The organism is Parvimonas sp. D9 (assembly GCF_035282565.1).
Taxonomy (GTDB): Bacteria; Bacillota; Clostridia; order Tissierellales; family Peptoniphilaceae; genus Parvimonas; species Parvimonas micra.
This window is the reverse complement of record NZ_JAYKBM010000001.1, coordinates 176,062-192,886: the sequence shown is the minus strand read 5'-3', so window position 1 is coordinate 192,886 and position 16,825 is coordinate 176,062. Positions and strand designations below refer to the sequence as shown.

Genomic DNA, 16,825 nt, shown 5'->3' with positions numbered 1-16,825 from the left:
TATATGATTTTTTTCTTAATTACAAATTATAATGAGTTTCTAATTTCACTTACAGCTTCAATGATAGCATCACAGTCAAGAACCATTTCCATCATACCAATTTGGTCATCGTAAACTGATTCATCAACTTCTGCTTTAAATTCAGGTTCAACTGCGTGATATACTTTAAGTCCTAACTGAACTCCTGCTAATGGACCTGCATAAGTAGGGTCTCCTGATGTAACAGTTTCAGCTGCTAAAGCTGCTGATTCTGCTTCAGATGCTCCTAAAAGAACTAAACAGTTTTCAACTCCATATTTTTCTGCTAATTCTTTTACCCTTCTTTGATTTTCTAAGTCCATTGCTCCTGCTGCAGTTCAGACAAAACATTCAGTTGCTGAAAACACTATTTCTGCAGGAGTTGTAGCGACACATTCTTCCATAGCTGGTCCTGGTATACCATCTCTATCGCCGATTATGATTACTTTTGTATTTTCTGTAAAAAGTGCCATATCGCTTACACATCCTTTCTTAATTTTTATTTTCGTTTAATTTTATATAATATTCCGTTTTATTTAATAAATTTTAATAGCCTGTAGCTGATAATCTATTAAATCCTAATTCATTAGTTGCTCCAGTAATTGCTTGTAATTCAACCATAATTGAACCATCTTCTCTTAATGATCCATCAAATCCACCAGCAATAATGTCAACATAATCTAAAGTTCCGATAACTTTGTCCATCTTAGGTAATACGATAGTTTCGTTAGCATTACCTCCTGTTACTACTGCATTTGCAGCTACATCAGCATCAGCTAAAGATTGACTCGCACCATCTCTACCTGCGTATTCATCAGTAATGATAACTGTTTTTACGCCTTTACCTTCTATTTTCTTACAGTTCATAATTAAGTCTGTATCTGGGTTACCGAATCCTTCTTGTGATACGATAGCTCCATCAAGATTTAAAAATTCACATAACTTAGCAGTCCAGTTTGATGATCTTTCTTTATCTGCTAAATATACATTTTCGTTAGTGATAATAACACCAACAAAGTTGATTTCTTTTCCATGCTTTTCATACATTGCTCTAACAACTGGGTTGTTTAAGTGATGATAAGTTGTATTCTTATCGCATGAAGAAACGCAGTTACCACTCAATATAGCTCCATCCATTAATTCAGTTGGATATAATAGTGTTGGAACTATTTGTTTTGCATCTACACCGTAAACATATGTATCATGTAATAATCCTTGAGATTGTAACATTTGAACATAAGCAACTTTTGGTAAATGTTTTAATTCTTCAGCTTGTTCAAATAATGGTTTAGTTTCAAATACTTCTACTTCATCAGGTTCAACTTCTTTACCAGCTAATCCTAAATAAGTAGCAGCTTTTAATCCAGCCATTCTAACAGCTTTTTCATAAGCATGAGTTGCAACTCCTTCAGCTGGTTCCACAATCAAAACAATATTGTTAGTTTTTGAGAATGGTGTATATTCAGCTCCAGGTCCTTGCATATCAACAATACCTTCTTGGAAGCCTACTATTTTACCAACTGTCATTACTGCGGCTCCTTTAAGAACATGAGTTCTTCCTGAACCAACTACATCAACTTTTGAAATCATTCCAGGGAATACTCCGCCTGCTCCGTTAACCTTTACTCTTGGTTCTACAACATCCTTAATTGGAGTAATTCTTACACTTTCACCTGGTTTTGCAAGATCTACGTCTACTGATTTTAAGTGTTCATCATCCATTAAATGAGCAATTAATTCCTCTTTATTAATGTACAAAACACCCTTGTCAACTTTTGTTTCTGAACAAAACTTAACATCGTTAATTAAGATTTTTCCTAATTCTAGACGCATATACTCACCTCCTTAAAATTTATATATTTAATCCTTTCGGAATTAAATTCAATTATTTTAAACTTTCAACATATTTTCTAGCGTTAATTGCAGCAATAGCCCCATCATTAACTGCTGTAACAACTTGTCTAAGTTCTTTTACTCTAACATCGCCGGCTACAAACACACCTTCGACACTAGTTTTCATAGTTTCATCTGATACTATGTAATTTCTATCAGTTGTAACTTTTCGATCAAAAACAGTACTTTCCGGAATATATCCTACAAAAATAAACACTCCAAACATCATATCGCCTTCTTTTGGAACAATTTTTGTTTTTTCTCTGGTTTTATTATTTACTATATTCATAGCTCCCAATATTCCAGATCCTTCAAAACTTTCAACTTCAACATTCCACATAATACTCAGTTTCTCACATTTTAATGCTTTTTCTTCTATTGATTTAGCCACTGATAATTTATCTTTTCTTACCAATAATGTAACACTTCTACCAAACTTAGTAAGATACATCGCTTCTTCAACTGCAGCTTCTCCTGAACCAACAACATAAATATCTAAATCTTGGAAAAATGGTGCATCACAAGTTGCACAATATGCAATACCTTTCCCTGTAAATTCCTTTTCTCCTGGAACATTTAATAATCTCGGATTAGATCCGGTAGCAATAATTACAGACTTTCCTTCATAAGTATCATTTTCTCCATAAACTACTTTGGTAGTTCCGGATAAATCAACATTAATAACTGTATCAGTAATAAATTCAGCACCAAAAGACTTTGCCTGCTTAATCATTCTTTCAATTAATTCCGAACCCGTAGGTACGTCTTCTACTCCGGGATAATTTGCTATTTCATCAGTTTTAGCAATCAGACCTCCCGGTGTTCCTTTTTCAATTATTATAGTTTTCATACTAGCTCTAGCAGCATATATACCTGCACTTATTCCTGCAGGACCTGCTCCGATTATTATACAATCGTACATAATTTACCTCCAATTACAGTATCAAAATAATAAACTGTAATGAAACCATACCCGTCTATTATTATATATTATGTTTACCCAATTGTAAAGTATTTTTTGACAAAATCGTAATAAAACTTTTTTATAACTTTAAGTATTTGTATATAAAATTCACAAACTTTTACAATTCTTTTCCTAATGTGTAATTTGCAATATTTACACTATGATCTGCAATCCTTTCAAAATTAGACAGTATATCTAAAAACTTCACTCCGGCATTTGTATCACAGATTCCTCTATTAATTCTATCCATGTGATTTCTTCTGTAAGTTTCTTCCAATATATCTACTTCTTCTTCTATATTAATACAATTTTTTGCTAATTCAAGATTGTTATCTTTATATGCATTAGTTGTGTCAGTGACAATTTTCATAACATCAGATGAGATTTTATCATATTCATCAAAAGCAGTCTTACTAAATACTGAATTTTCATCTTTTATTTCTTGAATCAATTCAATAATATTTTCACAGTGATCTCCTATTCTTTCATAATCATTTATAGAATACATCATAACAAAGACTTTATGTTTTTCTTCATCTGATAAATTTTTATCGGCTAATGGAACCAAATAATCAATAATTTCCTTTTCTAATCCATTAATCATTTTTTCTCTATTAAGAACAAATTCTATATTTTTACTACTCTTAGTTCTAAATGCTTCTATAGTTTTTTCAAGAGACTCAATTACAACTTCTCCCATTCTTGAGACCTCTTTTTGTGCTTGTATAATCGCAATACTCGGTGTTTCAAAAAATCTCTTGTCTAAATGTTCAGAATAGCGTTCTTCAACTACATCATCGCCTTTAATAACTAATTGAGAAATTTTAACTAAAAAATTAGAAAATGGTAACTGGATTAAAACATTAATTATATTAAAAAAAGTATGTGCATTCGCAATCTGTCTTTGAACATTACCTGGAGATATGTATTCTACTAAATATTGAACAGGAATCCTCAATATAGTCATAAATATTATAGTGCCTATTAAATTGAATAAAAAATGGATAAATGCAGCTCTTTTTGCATTTTTACTGGCTCCTATACTTGAAATCATTGCTGTTGTAGTTGTTCCTATATTATCTCCAAAAAGTATTCCAAATGCCTGATTTATATTTATTGCACCTTGCATTCCCAGTGCTTCCAGTAAACCTATTGAAGCTGATGATGATTGTAAAACTGTAGTTAATAAAAGTCCGGCTAATACTCCGATGAACGGATTATTTAATTTTACAAGTATTTCTTTAAACCATTCTTCTTTTGCAAGTGGTGCTAAACCATTACTCATAATTGACATACCTAAAAATAAAATACCAAATCCAATTAAAATTTCGGATATATCTTTTTTCCTATCACTTTTAGCTCTCATCCACATAAAAACACCAACAGCTATAACTAATGGTGCATACTTAGAGATATCAAATGCAATAATTTGTGCAGTTATAGTAGTCCCAACATTTGCACCTATTATTATTCCAACAGATTGAGCTAAAGTCATAAATCCTGCATTTACAAAACCAATTGTCATTATTGTAGTTGCCGAACTTGATTGAATAATCATTGTAACAAAAATACCAACAAGAACAGCATAAATTTTATTTTTTGTAATTGCAGCAATTATTCCTTTTAATCTTTCACCACAAGACTTTTGCAGCCCTGCTCCCATTAGATTCATTCCATACAAAAATAAACCTAAACCTCCTAAAACAGAAATAAAAATAGACATACTTCCTCCAAAATTATTAAAAATAGTCAAAAGATTAGCTCATATATTTTATACAAACTTATCAATAATAGTATACCATAAAATCAATTAAATGTTTTATTTATTTAAAATAATTTTATAAAAATACTTTCTTAATATTTATATAAATAATGAGCTAAATAAAGTTTATTATTTTCTATCAATATTGTAGAATGCAGACAATCCTAAAAATTTAGAATTTTCTCCCAATCTATCTTCAATTCTCAATAATTGATTATACTTACATATTCTATCTGTTCTTGATGCTGAACCTGTTTTTATTTGTCCTGCATTTACTGCAACAGCTAAATCAGCAATAGTTGTATCTTCAGTTTCTCCAGATCTATGTGAAATTACACAAGTATAACCATGAGTCTTAGCAAGTTCTATTGCATCAAGTGTTTCAGTTATTGTTCCTATTTGATTTAATTTTATCAAAATTGAATTAGCAATTCCTTTTTCAATTCCCATATTTAATCTTGAATAATTAGTAACAAATAAATCATCACCAACTAATTGAACTTTATTTCCAATCTTTTCAGTTAAAAGTTTCCATCCATCCCAATCATCTTCAGATAATCCGTCTTCAATAGAAATAATAGGATATTTTTCAACTAAATCACAATAATAATTTACTAATTCTTCTGAAGAATAAATTTTTCCTTCTCCTTTAAAATTATATTTTCCATTTTCATACATTTCACTTGATGCTACATCCAAAGCTAAAAATATATCTTTTCCTGCAACATATCCTGCCTTTTCAATAGCTTCCATAATTGTTTTTAAAGCTTCTTCATTAGAATTTAAATTAGGAGCAAATCCACCTTCATCACCAACAGCTGTATTATATCCTTTTGATTTCAAAACAGATTTTAGATTATGAAAAACTTCAGTTCCCATTCTTAGAGCTTCTTTAAATGAACAAGCTCCTGCAGGCATAACCATAAATTCTTGAATATCTACATTATTATCAGCATGTTCTCCACCATTTAAAATATTCATCATTGGAACAGGTAAAGTTTTTGCATTAACTCCACCTATATATTCGTAAAGAGGAGTATCTGATTCAATAGCTGCAGCTCTTGCAACTGCCATAGAAACTCCTAAAATAGCATTTGCGCCTAGCTTTGATTTATTATCAGTTCCATCAATTTGGATCAAAGCTCTATCAATTCCAACTTGATCAAAAACATCAAATCCAATCAATTCTTCAGCTATGATTTCATTAACATTGTTAACTGCATTTAAAGTTCCCTTTCCTAAATATCTTGTTTTGTCACCATCTCTAAGTTCAACAGCTTCATGTACTCCTGTTGAGGCTCCAGAAGGAACAATTGCACTTCCAACTGTACCATTTTCAGTTGTAACCTCAACTTCAACAGTAGGATTTCCTCTTGAATCTAAAACTTCTCTTGCATAAATTTCTACTATTAAGCTCATAATATTCTCCTTATAAATTATAATTTATTAGTGCACAAAAACTTGCACTTTCTAAACAAGCTCCACCAACTAAAGCTCCATCTACATTCTCTTTTTGCATTAAATCTTTTATATTATTTGGTTTAACACTGCCTCCATATTGAATTCTTATATTTTCAGATAAATTTCCGTAAATATCAGCTAGAATATCTCTTATAAATTTAATCATATTTTCAGCATCATCAGAAGATGCAGTTAATCCAGTTCCAATTGCCCATATAGGTTCGTAAGCAATTATTACTTTTTCAATGTCAGTTTTACTAATTCCATCTAAAGCATTTCTTATTTGTTTTTCAACAATTTCTTTTTCTAATCTTGAATTTCTTTCTTCAAGCGTTTCTCCACAACATAATATTGAAATTAAGTCGTTTTGCAACGCAGATTTTACTTTCTTATTTATCATCTCATCAGTTTCATTGAAAATAGTTCTTCTTTCGGAATGTCCTAATATCACATATGATACTCCACAGCTTTTCAACATTATAGGAGAAATTTCACCAGTAAATGCACCTCTATTTTCAAAATACATATTTTGAACTCCTAAACCTACATCAGAACCTTCTAACAATTTATTAACTTCTGTAACATAAACAAAAGGAACACATATTACTTTCTCCACACCATTATCTAACTTCTCTGATACAATTTCTTTTACTAATTTCTTGGCTTCATCCAAATCTTTATTCATTTTCCAGTTTCCAATAATAACAGGTTTTCTCATACTACCTCCAATTATTTATTATCTATTGACTCAATTCCTGGTAAAATCTTACCTTCTAAGAATTCTAAAGATGCACCTCCACCCGTTGAAATATGTGTTATTTTATCTTTATAACCTGATTTTTCAGCAGCAGATGCACTATCTCCTCCACCAATAATACTAATCGCTTCACTTTCTGCAATAGCCTTTGCAATTTCAAATGTACCCTTTGCAAAATTTGACATTTCAAAAACTCCCATTGGACCATTCCAAACAACAGTTTTTGCATTATTAATTTCATCTGAAAATAGTTTAACTGTTTTTTCTCCAATATCAAGACCCATATAATCATCTCCTATTGAATCTATATTAACTATTTTAAATTCAGAATCATTAGAAAATTCTTTACTAACAACAACATCTATTGGTAATAATATCTTAACATTTTTACTTTTTGCTTTTTCAATCAGCTCTTTTGCAAAATCAACTTTATCATCTTCCAATAAACTTTTACCAACTGAATATCCTAAAGATTTTAAGAATGTAAATGCCATTCCTCCTCCGATTATTATACTGTCTACTTTTTCAATCAAATTTTCAATAACAGTAATTTTATCAGATACTTTTGCTCCTCCTAAAATTGCTACAAAAGGTCTTTCAGGATTAGAAAGAGCTTTTCCCATTATAGAAATTTCCTTTTCTACTAAAAATCCCACAGCTGATGGTAAAAACTTACAAAGTCCAACATTTGAACAATGTGCTCTATGACTTGTGCCAAAAGCGTCATTTATATATAATTCACCTAGTTCAGCCAATTCTTTAGAAAAATCATCGATATTTTTTGTTTCTTCATTTCTAAATCTTGTATTTTCTAATAAAGCAACTTCTCCATCTTTTAATTTTAAAACTTCATCTTTTACATTATCATCCACTACTAAATTACTTTGCAAAAATTTAACATCTTTATTTAAAAGCTTTGATAATTCTTTAGCTACAGGTGCTAATGAAAATTCTTTCTTAGCTTCTCCCTTTGGCCTGCCTAGATGAGATAATAAAATTATTCTTGCATTATTTTCAATTAGATATTTAATTGTAGGCAATGCTGCTACTATTCTGGCATTATCAGTAATTTTACCTTCTTCTGTTTTTGACATAGGAACGTTAAAATCAACTCTTACAATAACTCTTTTTGATCTCACTTCTAAATCAGTAATAACTTTTTTATTCATAATTACTCCTTACTATACAATATGAGGTGAAAATCTCCACCTCATATTATTATTAAATAATAAAATTCCAAAGCATCATTAAATGCAAGTATAAATAAATTTTGGAAATTCTTATTTATAAACTATTTTGAAAGATTAACTAAATATTGGAAAGTACGAATTAGGTTTGCAGTATATGACATTTCATTGTCATACCATGCAACTGTTTTAACTAATTGTTTACCATCAACTTCAACTATTCTAGTTTGAGTAGCATCAAATAAAGAACCATATTTTATTCCGATTACATCTGTAGAAACTATAGGATCTTCAGTATATCCAAATGATTCACTTGATGCTTCTTTCATTGCATTGTTAATTTCTTCAACTGTAACAGTTTTTTCTAAAACAGTTACCAATTCTGTCAATGATCCTGTAGCAACAGGTACTCTTTGGGCAGAACCGTCTAGTTTTCCTTTTAATTCAGGAATAACAAGTCCAATAGCTTTAGCTGCCCCTGTTGTATTAGGAACTATATTTATTGCGGCAGATCTAGCTCTTCTCATATCTCCTTTTCTATGTGGAGCATCTAAAGTATTTTGATCTCCTGTATAAGCATGAATAGTAGTCATAATACCTTGAACAATACCAAATTTATCTTGTAAAACCTTAGCCATTGGAGCTAAACAGTTAGTTGTACAAGATGCGCCTGATAAAATTTGTTCAGTTCCATCCAAAATCTCATGATTTACACCATAAACTACAGTTTTCATATCTCCTTTACCTGGAGCTGATATAATAACTCTCTTAGCACCGGCATCAATATGAAATTGTGCTTTTTCTTTTGCAACAAAGAAACCTGTACATTCCAATACTACATCTATATCCAATTCTTTCCATGGTAAATTTTTAGGATCCGCATCTGAGAAAACTTTAATTTCTTTTCCATCAATAGAAAAGCTTCCTTCTTTTACAATGACTTCCTTTCCAAACCTTCCTTGAGTTGAATCATATTTTAATAAGTGAGCTAACATATTTGCATCTGTTAAATCATTTATAGCTACAACTTCAACTCCTTCTAAATCATACATTAGTCTAAATGCCAATCTACCTATTCTTCCAAAACCGTTAATCGCAACTTTCATTTCGATTCCTCCTTAAAATTTTATAAAAAGCTTTCGCTTATAATATATTTAAAATCTTTTTAGCTGATTCTTTATCTGTAACTAAAGTCATGTCTTTTCTAATGTTACAAATAGAAATAATCGCCTTATACTTTTCTCCATAACCTGCTATTGCAATTACTTCTTTGATTTTTAAATATTGTTCCATATCTAATCCAATCGTATTTGAACTATATACTGCATTTCCATCAATATCAAAGTAATTACCAAATGCCTCACTTACCGCATTTTTTTCATTTAATATATTTATTTCATCTTCAGTTAAAGAACGTCGTTTTGCCATAGCATCAGCTCTTCCTATCCCAAAAACTAATATATTTATTTTATTTAAATACTCAATTAATGTTTTTACTTCTTCTAAATCCTTTAATCTATCAAATGTTAAATCATCTAAATAATCTGGTAAAAAAGTTCCAAAAAAATTCGCACCAAGCTTTTTTGATAAATTATTAGCCACAACATTTGACTGATATTCCAATCCATTACCTAGACTTCCTCTAGCTGGAATAACAGAAATATTTTTAAAGAATTTTTTTACATTCATTATATCGACAAAAGATTTAACTGTAGTTCCTCCTGATATTCCAATAACATCATTTTCAGAAATGATATTTAAGAAATATTCAGATGCAACTTTAGCAATTTGTTCTTTTCCAAGAAATTCGTCCTCATAGGAATCACAAATTATAACTTTCTTTATTTCTAATTTTTTTCTTAAATCATCTGCAATAGCTTGATTTTCATTAAAAATATTAATTATTTCTCTAAGTTCTTCTAGCATAGATAATCCAAGATTAGTTATAAATGTTCCTGATTTTATTACTTCAACAATTTTTTCATCAGTAAAAAAATACAGTTCATTTCTAACTATACGTTCTCCAACTCCTAAATAGGCTGATATATTTCTTCTCCCGACAGGGGCGTTTAGTGAAATATATTCTAAAATTTTATATCTAAAAATAAATTTATCTACTAAGTCAGGAGCAAACTTTTTTATATAATCTATATCTTTTTGTCCCATCATTTATTTTTTGTCCCTATATTATATTTTTCATTAATTTTACAATATCTATAGTATGATTATACTCTTATTTAATAAAAAATGCAATAAAATAAGTAATAAAATTTTATATAACTATTAAATATTATACTATTCATACAATGATTGATCTGTTAAAATCAGTGGTCCGTCTTTTGTAATGGCAAATGTATGTTCATATTGACAAGAAAGTCCACCATCAATCGTTCTGGCAGTCCAACCATCATCATCAATAGTACATCTCCAATCTCCTGTATTTATCATAGGTTCAACAGTTATTACCATTCCTTCAACAAGTCTAACGCCTCTTGTAGCAGTAATATAATGCGGAACTTGAGGATCTTCATGCATTTCTACTCCAATTCCATGTCCACAAAAATCTCTAACTATAGAATATCCTTTAGGTTCAACAAAATTTTGTATTGCTTTCCCTATATCAACAATCCTATTACCAATAACAGCAGCCTCTATTCCTCTATACATTGCCTCTTTTGTTACTTCCATAAGATTTTTAACCTTGTCAGAAACATCTCCAACAGCATAACTCCAAGCACTATCTGATAAGTATCCATCTAAATCTACAACCATATCAACAGTAATTAAATCTCCAGATTTTAATTTTTGTTTGCTAGGAAATCCATGGCAAATCACATCATTAACTGAAGTACAAGTTGCATAAGGATACCCATGATATCCTATTTGTTTAGGCTTGGCTCCATGTTTTAACATAAAATCATGGCAAAATTTATTTATTTCTAAAGTTGTAATACCAGGTTTTATTATATCTCTTAGACCAATATGAATTTTTGACAAAATTTCACCTGATTTTTTCATACCTTCTATTTCATGTTTACTTTTTATTGTTATCATAATTATCTCCTTGTTTTTATAAACTATATATAATTTTTATTAAATACAAATTTTATATAAATATAAACATTTATATTTCACAACAAAAAGACATACCAAAAAGTATGCCTTTATTTATTAATCTTCTAATTTTATATATGGAACACCTGCTGAAGATGGTCCCTTTGATTTTCCTACAAAGAAAATGAGTACTAATAATGTACTAATATATGGTACCATTGGTAAAATTGATTCAGGAATATTAATATTCAAACTTGGTAATAAAATTGCTAATTCTTGAGCTGCTCCAAAGAATAAACATGCTCCCAAAACACCATATGGTTTCCATTTTCCAAAAATAACTGCTACTAATGCTATAAAACCATGTCCAGAAACTAAAGATTGTGAAAAATTTGATACAGTGGCTAAACTCATAGTTGCGCCACCAAAACCAGCTAACAATCCAGATATTATTACAGCAAAATATCTATATAAATAAACATTTACATTTAGAGTTTCTGCAGCTTTAGGATGTTCGCCTACTGCGATTAATCTTAACCCAAATTTAGTTTTATATAAGTAAATTGATATCAATATGACCAATCCTAAGGCTACATATGTTGTAACATATTGTCCTAATATTTTATCTATAAAATCAATACCAGTTAAGTTATCAAATATTTTTATCATTTTTCCTTCACCTTCTGCTACAGGGATAGTTTGCTTTGCTCCGTCAAACAATAATGAACAAATGAATAGTGACACTCCTGGACCTATAAAGTTTATAGCAATACCTGAAACAACTTGATCAGCACCAAATGTTATACTAACGATAGCGTGAATAAGAGCAACCAAGGATGCTGCCACACCTCCTGCTAAAAATCCCAACAATGCACTTTTTGTAAAATATCCAACAGCAGCACCGGCAAAAGCTCCTATTGTCATCATTCCTTCTAAACCGATATTTGTAACACCCGCTTTTTCTGTAAACATTCCACCCAAAGCAGTAAATAATAATGGAGTTGCAAATAATAATGTATCAGATATAAATAAAGCTATTTTTAATAAACTCATTACTTTTTACCTCCAACTTTTTTAAATTTACTTGAAATAATTTTTATAACTAAAGGCATTGAAATAAATAAAACTATAATACCTATAATAATTTGAACAATTTCATAAGGAACGCCTAATAATTGCTGAACTCTAAATCCTCCTCTTTTCAAAACACTAAAAAAGAAACCGGAGAAAATTGATCCTATTGGATGACTATTAGCCAAAAGAGCGACAGACATTGCATCAAAACCATTACCTTCAGCAACAGTAAGTCTTGCAACATTTCCTGCAAATCCAAGAACTTTTACAGCTCCGGCGACAGCACACAGTGCTCCTGATAATCCCATAGATAAAACTAGATTACTTCCAACATTTATACCACCAAATTCTGCAGCATTCGGATTTAAACCAACAGCTTTTAATTCATAACCTTTTGAAGTTTTATTTAGTAAGTAATAAACAACAAAAGCTAAAATAATGGCTAATATAATTCCAAAATTTATATCTGCTGAAAAAAAATCTTTTACAAACGGAATAGAAGAATTTCTTAATCCTTGAAACATTTTTATACTTGCGGTTGATTGAATATCATTTGAAGTTTGTCCTGTTTCATTATAAAACTTTCCGAAAGTTACAACTAAATTAGAAAAATATAAAGCTATCCAATTCAACATAATTGTAGTAATTACTTCATGAACTCCAAATTTTGATTTAACCCAACCGGCAAATCCGCCCCAAGCCATTCCAACTAAAGCTGCAAGTATAATACATACTATAGGATGAATGATTGGTGGCAACTTTAAAAAATATCCAAAGAACGCAGCTGCTAAAGATCCCATTATAAATTGACCTTCTGCGCCAATATTGAAAGCTCCTGTTTTAAATGCCAAAGAGACTCCAATACTTCCTATGATTAAGGGAACTGCATCCACTAATGTTCTAGCAAAAAATTTCGGCCTTGAAAAAGTCGTTTCTATCATTATTTTATAGTAATTAATTGGATTAAAACCAGCTATCATAATAACAATAGATCCTACAACAAAACCAATCAATACAGAAAATAAAAGCATTAATATCTTTTTTCTATTATTCATTATTAATAACACCTCCTGCCATCATAAGTCCTAATTCATTTTCGTTGGCATCTTTTGCTGATTTTTCGCCAACTATCTTTCCTTTGTAGATAACAGCAATCCTATCTGATAAGTCCATGACTTCATCTAGTTCAAACGAAATCAAAAGAACAGCCTTACCTTTATCTCTTTGTTCTACAATATATTTATGAATTATTTCAATAGCTCCGACATCAAGACCTCTTGTAGGCTGAGCAGCTATTAATAAATCAGGATTGTTATCAATTTCTCTTGCCAAAATAACTTTTTGTTGATTACCGCCAGAAAGACCTCTTGCAGTAGCATGAATATCATTTGGTCTTATATCAAATTTATCAATCATTTTTTGAGTATATGATTCAATTTCTTTAAAGTTTAAAATTCCATTTTTAGAAAAAGGAGCCTTTCCTCTTTTTTCTAAAATCATATTTTCAGAAACAGAAAAATCCAATACTAAACCATGTTTATGTCTATCTTCAGGAATTGTACTAATTCCACTTTCAATTATATCATAAACTGATTTATTCGTAATATCTTTTCCAAGTATAGAAATGCTTCCGGATTCTACTTTTCTAAGTCCAGTTATAGCTTCAATAAGTTCTGATTGTCCATTTCCATCGACTCCTGCAATTCCTAAAATTTCTCCTTTTCTTACATTTAAACTCAATCCACTCAAAGCAGGTAAATTTCTGTTGTTAAGAACGTTGATATCTTTAATATCCAAAACAACATCTCCAACTTCAGTTTCTTTTTTATTTACACTGAAATTAACTTCTCTACCAACCATCTTTTCTGCAAGTTCTTTTTGTGATGATTCAGAAACGGTAACTTTATCAATGAACTTTCCACGACGAATAATTGTACAATAATCTGCCATTTTTTTAATTTCATCCAATTTATGTGTAATTATAATGATAGATTTTCCTTCATTTCTTAAATTATTACAGATATTTATAAACTCAACAATTTCTTGTGGTGTAAGAACAGCAGTAGGCTCATCGAAAATAATAATTTCAGCACCCTTATAAAGTGCTTTTAAAATTTCAACCTTTTGTTGAGAACCAACTGTAATATCTTGAATTTTTTCATCTAAATCTATGTTAAATCCATATTTTTCAATTATTGAAATAACTTTTTTTCGTGACTTTTCAAGGTCAATAAATAAACCTTTAGTATCTTCCGTTCCCAAAACTATATTTTGGATAACACTAAAAGGCTCTATAAGCATAAAATGCTGATGAACCATTCCAATTCCATTTTCAACTGCTATCTTCGGAGTCATGTTTGTGTATTTATTAGAATTAATATAAATTTCTCCAGAATTTGGCGAATATAAACCATAAAGAATATTCATTAAAGTAGTTTTTCCGGCACCGTTTTCTCCTAAAAGAGCATGAATTTCTCCCTTTTTTAATTCAAAGTCAACTTCATCTAAAACTTTATTCTTTCCAAAAATTTTAGTAATACCTTTCATAACTACAATATTATCATTTGTTTTGTTATCAGACAAGTTAAAACCCTCCTCTAAATAATATACAATTTTTATATCATTAATAGATATTATACAATAAAAATTATTTTAATACAAGGAAAAAAAGTAATAAAAATGTAAATTTCATAAAAAAATAGAACGCAATTAAACAATAGTTTAATATATGCATAAAAACGTTTATAAACTATTCAATAAATACTGAACCATAATTTTCTTCATTAATCTTAATGATGCAATTATCTGATGTTTCATTAATCATAATATTTTTTAACCTTTCAAATTTGTCTTTTCTTACTGACAAATTTATTTTGACTTTTTCGAGATATTCAATATTTAAAATTTTTAAGTCAAAATTTTTTAGAATATTCTCAATTTTCCCTAAAAAAATATAATCTAAAACTATATCCAGATTGTAAAAAAGCTCTTTTCTTACAATTTTGGACTTTTCCAGCACTCCGACTATAGATTTAGTATATGCCCTAACAAGTCCTCCCGCTCCTAGTAAGATTCCACCGAAATATCTAGTGGAAATCACCAAGCAATTAGTTAAGTCCTTTTTTCTTAAAACTTCAAGCATTGGAATTCCGGCAGTTCCTGAAGGCTCTCCGTCATCAGAATACTTTTGTATTAACTTATCCACTCCAATTATATATGCAAAACAATTATGAGTTGCGTCTTTATATTTCTCTCTTATTTCAGAAATATATTTTTCTGCCTCATCAACACTTTCAACATAAAAAGCATGCCCAATAAATTCCGACTTATTTATTGTTAAACTATATGATTGATTACTATAAATACTTAAAAAATTTTCTTTATTTTTCATTTACTTCATATCCTTTGTAAATTTCATAATCTTCCTTTTTTAAAGAGACTTTTAAAAAACTTCCGGTTTCAATGTGTTCTACAAACTCAGGCATATAATTATTTAAAATATTACTCACAATTTTTTGTTTGTCATAAGGAATTAAAAGTTCGGTTTTTACTAATGACGAAAATAAAACTTTTTCAATTTCTTTCAATAACAAAATTATATCTTCATCATTTTTTGCACTTATAAATACCTTATTTTCAATATTTGCATATTGAAATTTAATGTTTTCATCTGCTAATTTATCAACTTTATTGAAAACATAAATTACATTTTTATCTTCACATTCAAGTTTTTTTATCATATCATTGGTTATTTTAATTTGTTCATCTACATTGACATTTGAAATATCGACTACATGCAAAATTAAATCTGAATATTTTATCTCTTCAAGTGTGCCTTTAAAACTTTCAACTAAATTATGTGGAATATCAGAAACAAATCCTACAGTATCTACATACATTACTTTTGAGCCATTTAAAAGCAATCCCTCTCTAACATAAGTATCTAATGTAGCAAATAACATATCTTTAACAAACACTTCTTTAATTTCAGAATTTTCATCTTTCCCATATGAAATCAACTTATTTATCAAAGTTGACTTCCCTGTGTTTGTATATCCGACAAGAGAAATAATTAGCTCTTTTGAATTAATTCTCTTTTTTCTAATTTCATTTCTATTCTTTTCAATCTCTTTAAGCTGTGAAGTAATACTTGAAATTTCTCTATTTATAGTTCTTCTATCCAATTCTATTTGCTGTTCACCTATACCCTTACCACCAATTCCACCCTGCTGTCTAGAAAAACCACTTCTAAGTGCAGATAATCTAGGTAAAGTATATTTTAATTTTGCAAGTTTAACTTGAAGTTTAGCCTCTTTTGTCCTTGCTCTTTCACTAAAAATATCTAAAATTAAATTAGTTCTATCAATAACCCTAATCCCTATAATTTCTTCAAGATTTTTTACTTGAGAACCTGTTAATTCATTATTAAAAACTACAAATTCAGCATCTAATTTTTCGCAATAATCTTTAATTTCATTTACTTTTCCTTTTCCAATATAAAAAGCCTTATCTACATAAGATTTATTTTGAGTCAAACTTAAAACTACTTCTCCGTCCAAAGCCTCAACTAATTTTTCCAGTTCGATAACCTTATCTTCTAAAGTCTTTTCATCCATATCTATATTTACTGTAACAGTAATAACTCTCTGATTCAT

Annotated in this window: 15 protein-coding genes; all 15 read right to left on the bottom strand. The window is 29.5% G+C overall.

The window, feature by feature from the left end; genetic code table 11:
• Positions 1–26: 26 nt before the first annotated feature.
• Positions 27–491, bottom strand: coding sequence for a glycine/sarcosine/betaine reductase complex selenoprotein A (gene grdA, locus VJI94_RS01035; protein ID WP_324008024.1), 465 nt, complete (start codon positions 489–491; stop codon positions 27–29).
• Between the two features lie 73 nt (positions 492–564).
• The gene (locus VJI94_RS01030; RefSeq protein WP_324008023.1) at positions 565–1,851 is read right to left on the bottom strand and encodes a glycine/sarcosine/betaine reductase component B subunit; all 1,287 of its coding nucleotides are present in this window, start codon (positions 1,849–1,851) and stop codon (positions 565–567) included.
• 52 nt (positions 1,852–1,903) lie between these two features.
• Complete coding sequence (locus tag VJI94_RS01025) at positions 1,904–2,833, bottom strand: NAD(P)/FAD-dependent oxidoreductase (protein ID WP_324008022.1); 930 nt, start codon at positions 2,831–2,833, stop codon at positions 1,904–1,906.
• 160 nt (positions 2,834–2,993) lie between these two features.
• The gene (locus VJI94_RS01020; protein ID WP_004833449.1) at positions 2,994–4,598 is read right to left on the bottom strand and encodes a Na/Pi cotransporter family protein; all 1,605 of its coding nucleotides are present in this window, start codon (positions 4,596–4,598) and stop codon (positions 2,994–2,996) included.
• A 168-nt stretch (positions 4,599–4,766) separates the two neighbouring features.
• A complete protein-coding gene (gene eno, locus VJI94_RS01015; RefSeq protein ID WP_324008021.1) occupies positions 4,767–6,056 on the bottom strand; it encodes a phosphopyruvate hydratase in 1,290 nt (429 codons plus the stop codon).
• 10 nt (positions 6,057–6,066) lie between these two features.
• On the bottom strand, positions 6,067–6,816 hold the full coding sequence (gene tpiA / locus VJI94_RS01010) for a triose-phosphate isomerase (protein ID WP_324008020.1): 750 nt from the start codon (positions 6,814–6,816) through the stop codon (positions 6,067–6,069).
• An 11-nt stretch (positions 6,817–6,827) separates the two neighbouring features.
• A complete protein-coding gene (locus VJI94_RS01005) occupies positions 6,828–8,024 on the bottom strand; it encodes a phosphoglycerate kinase (RefSeq protein ID WP_324008019.1) in 1,197 nt (398 codons plus the stop codon).
• A gap of 122 nt (positions 8,025–8,146) precedes the next feature.
• On the bottom strand, positions 8,147–9,154 hold the full coding sequence (gap, locus tag VJI94_RS01000) for a type I glyceraldehyde-3-phosphate dehydrogenase (RefSeq protein WP_227718479.1): 1,008 nt from the start codon (positions 9,152–9,154) through the stop codon (positions 8,147–8,149).
• A gap of 31 nt (positions 9,155–9,185) precedes the next feature.
• Complete coding sequence (locus VJI94_RS00995; RefSeq protein ID WP_324008018.1) at positions 9,186–10,211, bottom strand: sugar-binding transcriptional regulator; 1,026 nt, start codon at positions 10,209–10,211, stop codon at positions 9,186–9,188.
• 126 nt (positions 10,212–10,337) lie between these two features.
• Positions 10,338–11,096 carry a type I methionyl aminopeptidase gene (gene map, locus VJI94_RS00990; protein WP_324008016.1) on the bottom strand — a complete coding sequence of 253 codons (759 nt, stop codon included), beginning with the start codon at positions 11,094–11,096 and terminating at the stop codon, positions 10,338–10,340.
• A 117-nt stretch (positions 11,097–11,213) separates the two neighbouring features.
• Positions 11,214–12,149 (bottom strand): ABC transporter permease, encoded by a 936-nt coding sequence (locus tag VJI94_RS00985; RefSeq protein ID WP_324008015.1) that lies wholly within the window; start codon positions 12,147–12,149, stop codon positions 11,214–11,216.
• A complete protein-coding gene (locus VJI94_RS00980) occupies positions 12,149–13,225 on the bottom strand; it encodes an ABC transporter permease (RefSeq protein ID WP_040597118.1) in 1,077 nt (358 codons plus the stop codon). Before VJI94_RS00980 ends, VJI94_RS00985 begins: the two co-directional genes overlap by 1 nt.
• Positions 13,218–14,753: an ABC transporter ATP-binding protein gene (locus tag VJI94_RS00975; RefSeq protein WP_004833466.1), complete on the bottom strand. Its 1,536-nt coding sequence runs from the start codon at positions 14,751–14,753 to the stop codon at positions 13,218–13,220. Before VJI94_RS00975 ends, VJI94_RS00980 begins: the two co-directional genes overlap by 8 nt.
• Positions 14,754–14,919: 166 nt before the next feature.
• Positions 14,920–15,561 (bottom strand): YigZ family protein, encoded by a 642-nt coding sequence (locus VJI94_RS00970; protein ID WP_324008014.1) that lies wholly within the window; start codon positions 15,559–15,561, stop codon positions 14,920–14,922.
• The gene (gene hflX, locus VJI94_RS00965; protein WP_324008013.1) at positions 15,551–16,825 is read right to left on the bottom strand and encodes a GTPase HflX; all 1,275 of its coding nucleotides are present in this window, start codon (positions 16,823–16,825) and stop codon (positions 15,551–15,553) included. The genes VJI94_RS00970 and hflX overlap by 11 nt, the downstream gene beginning before the upstream one ends.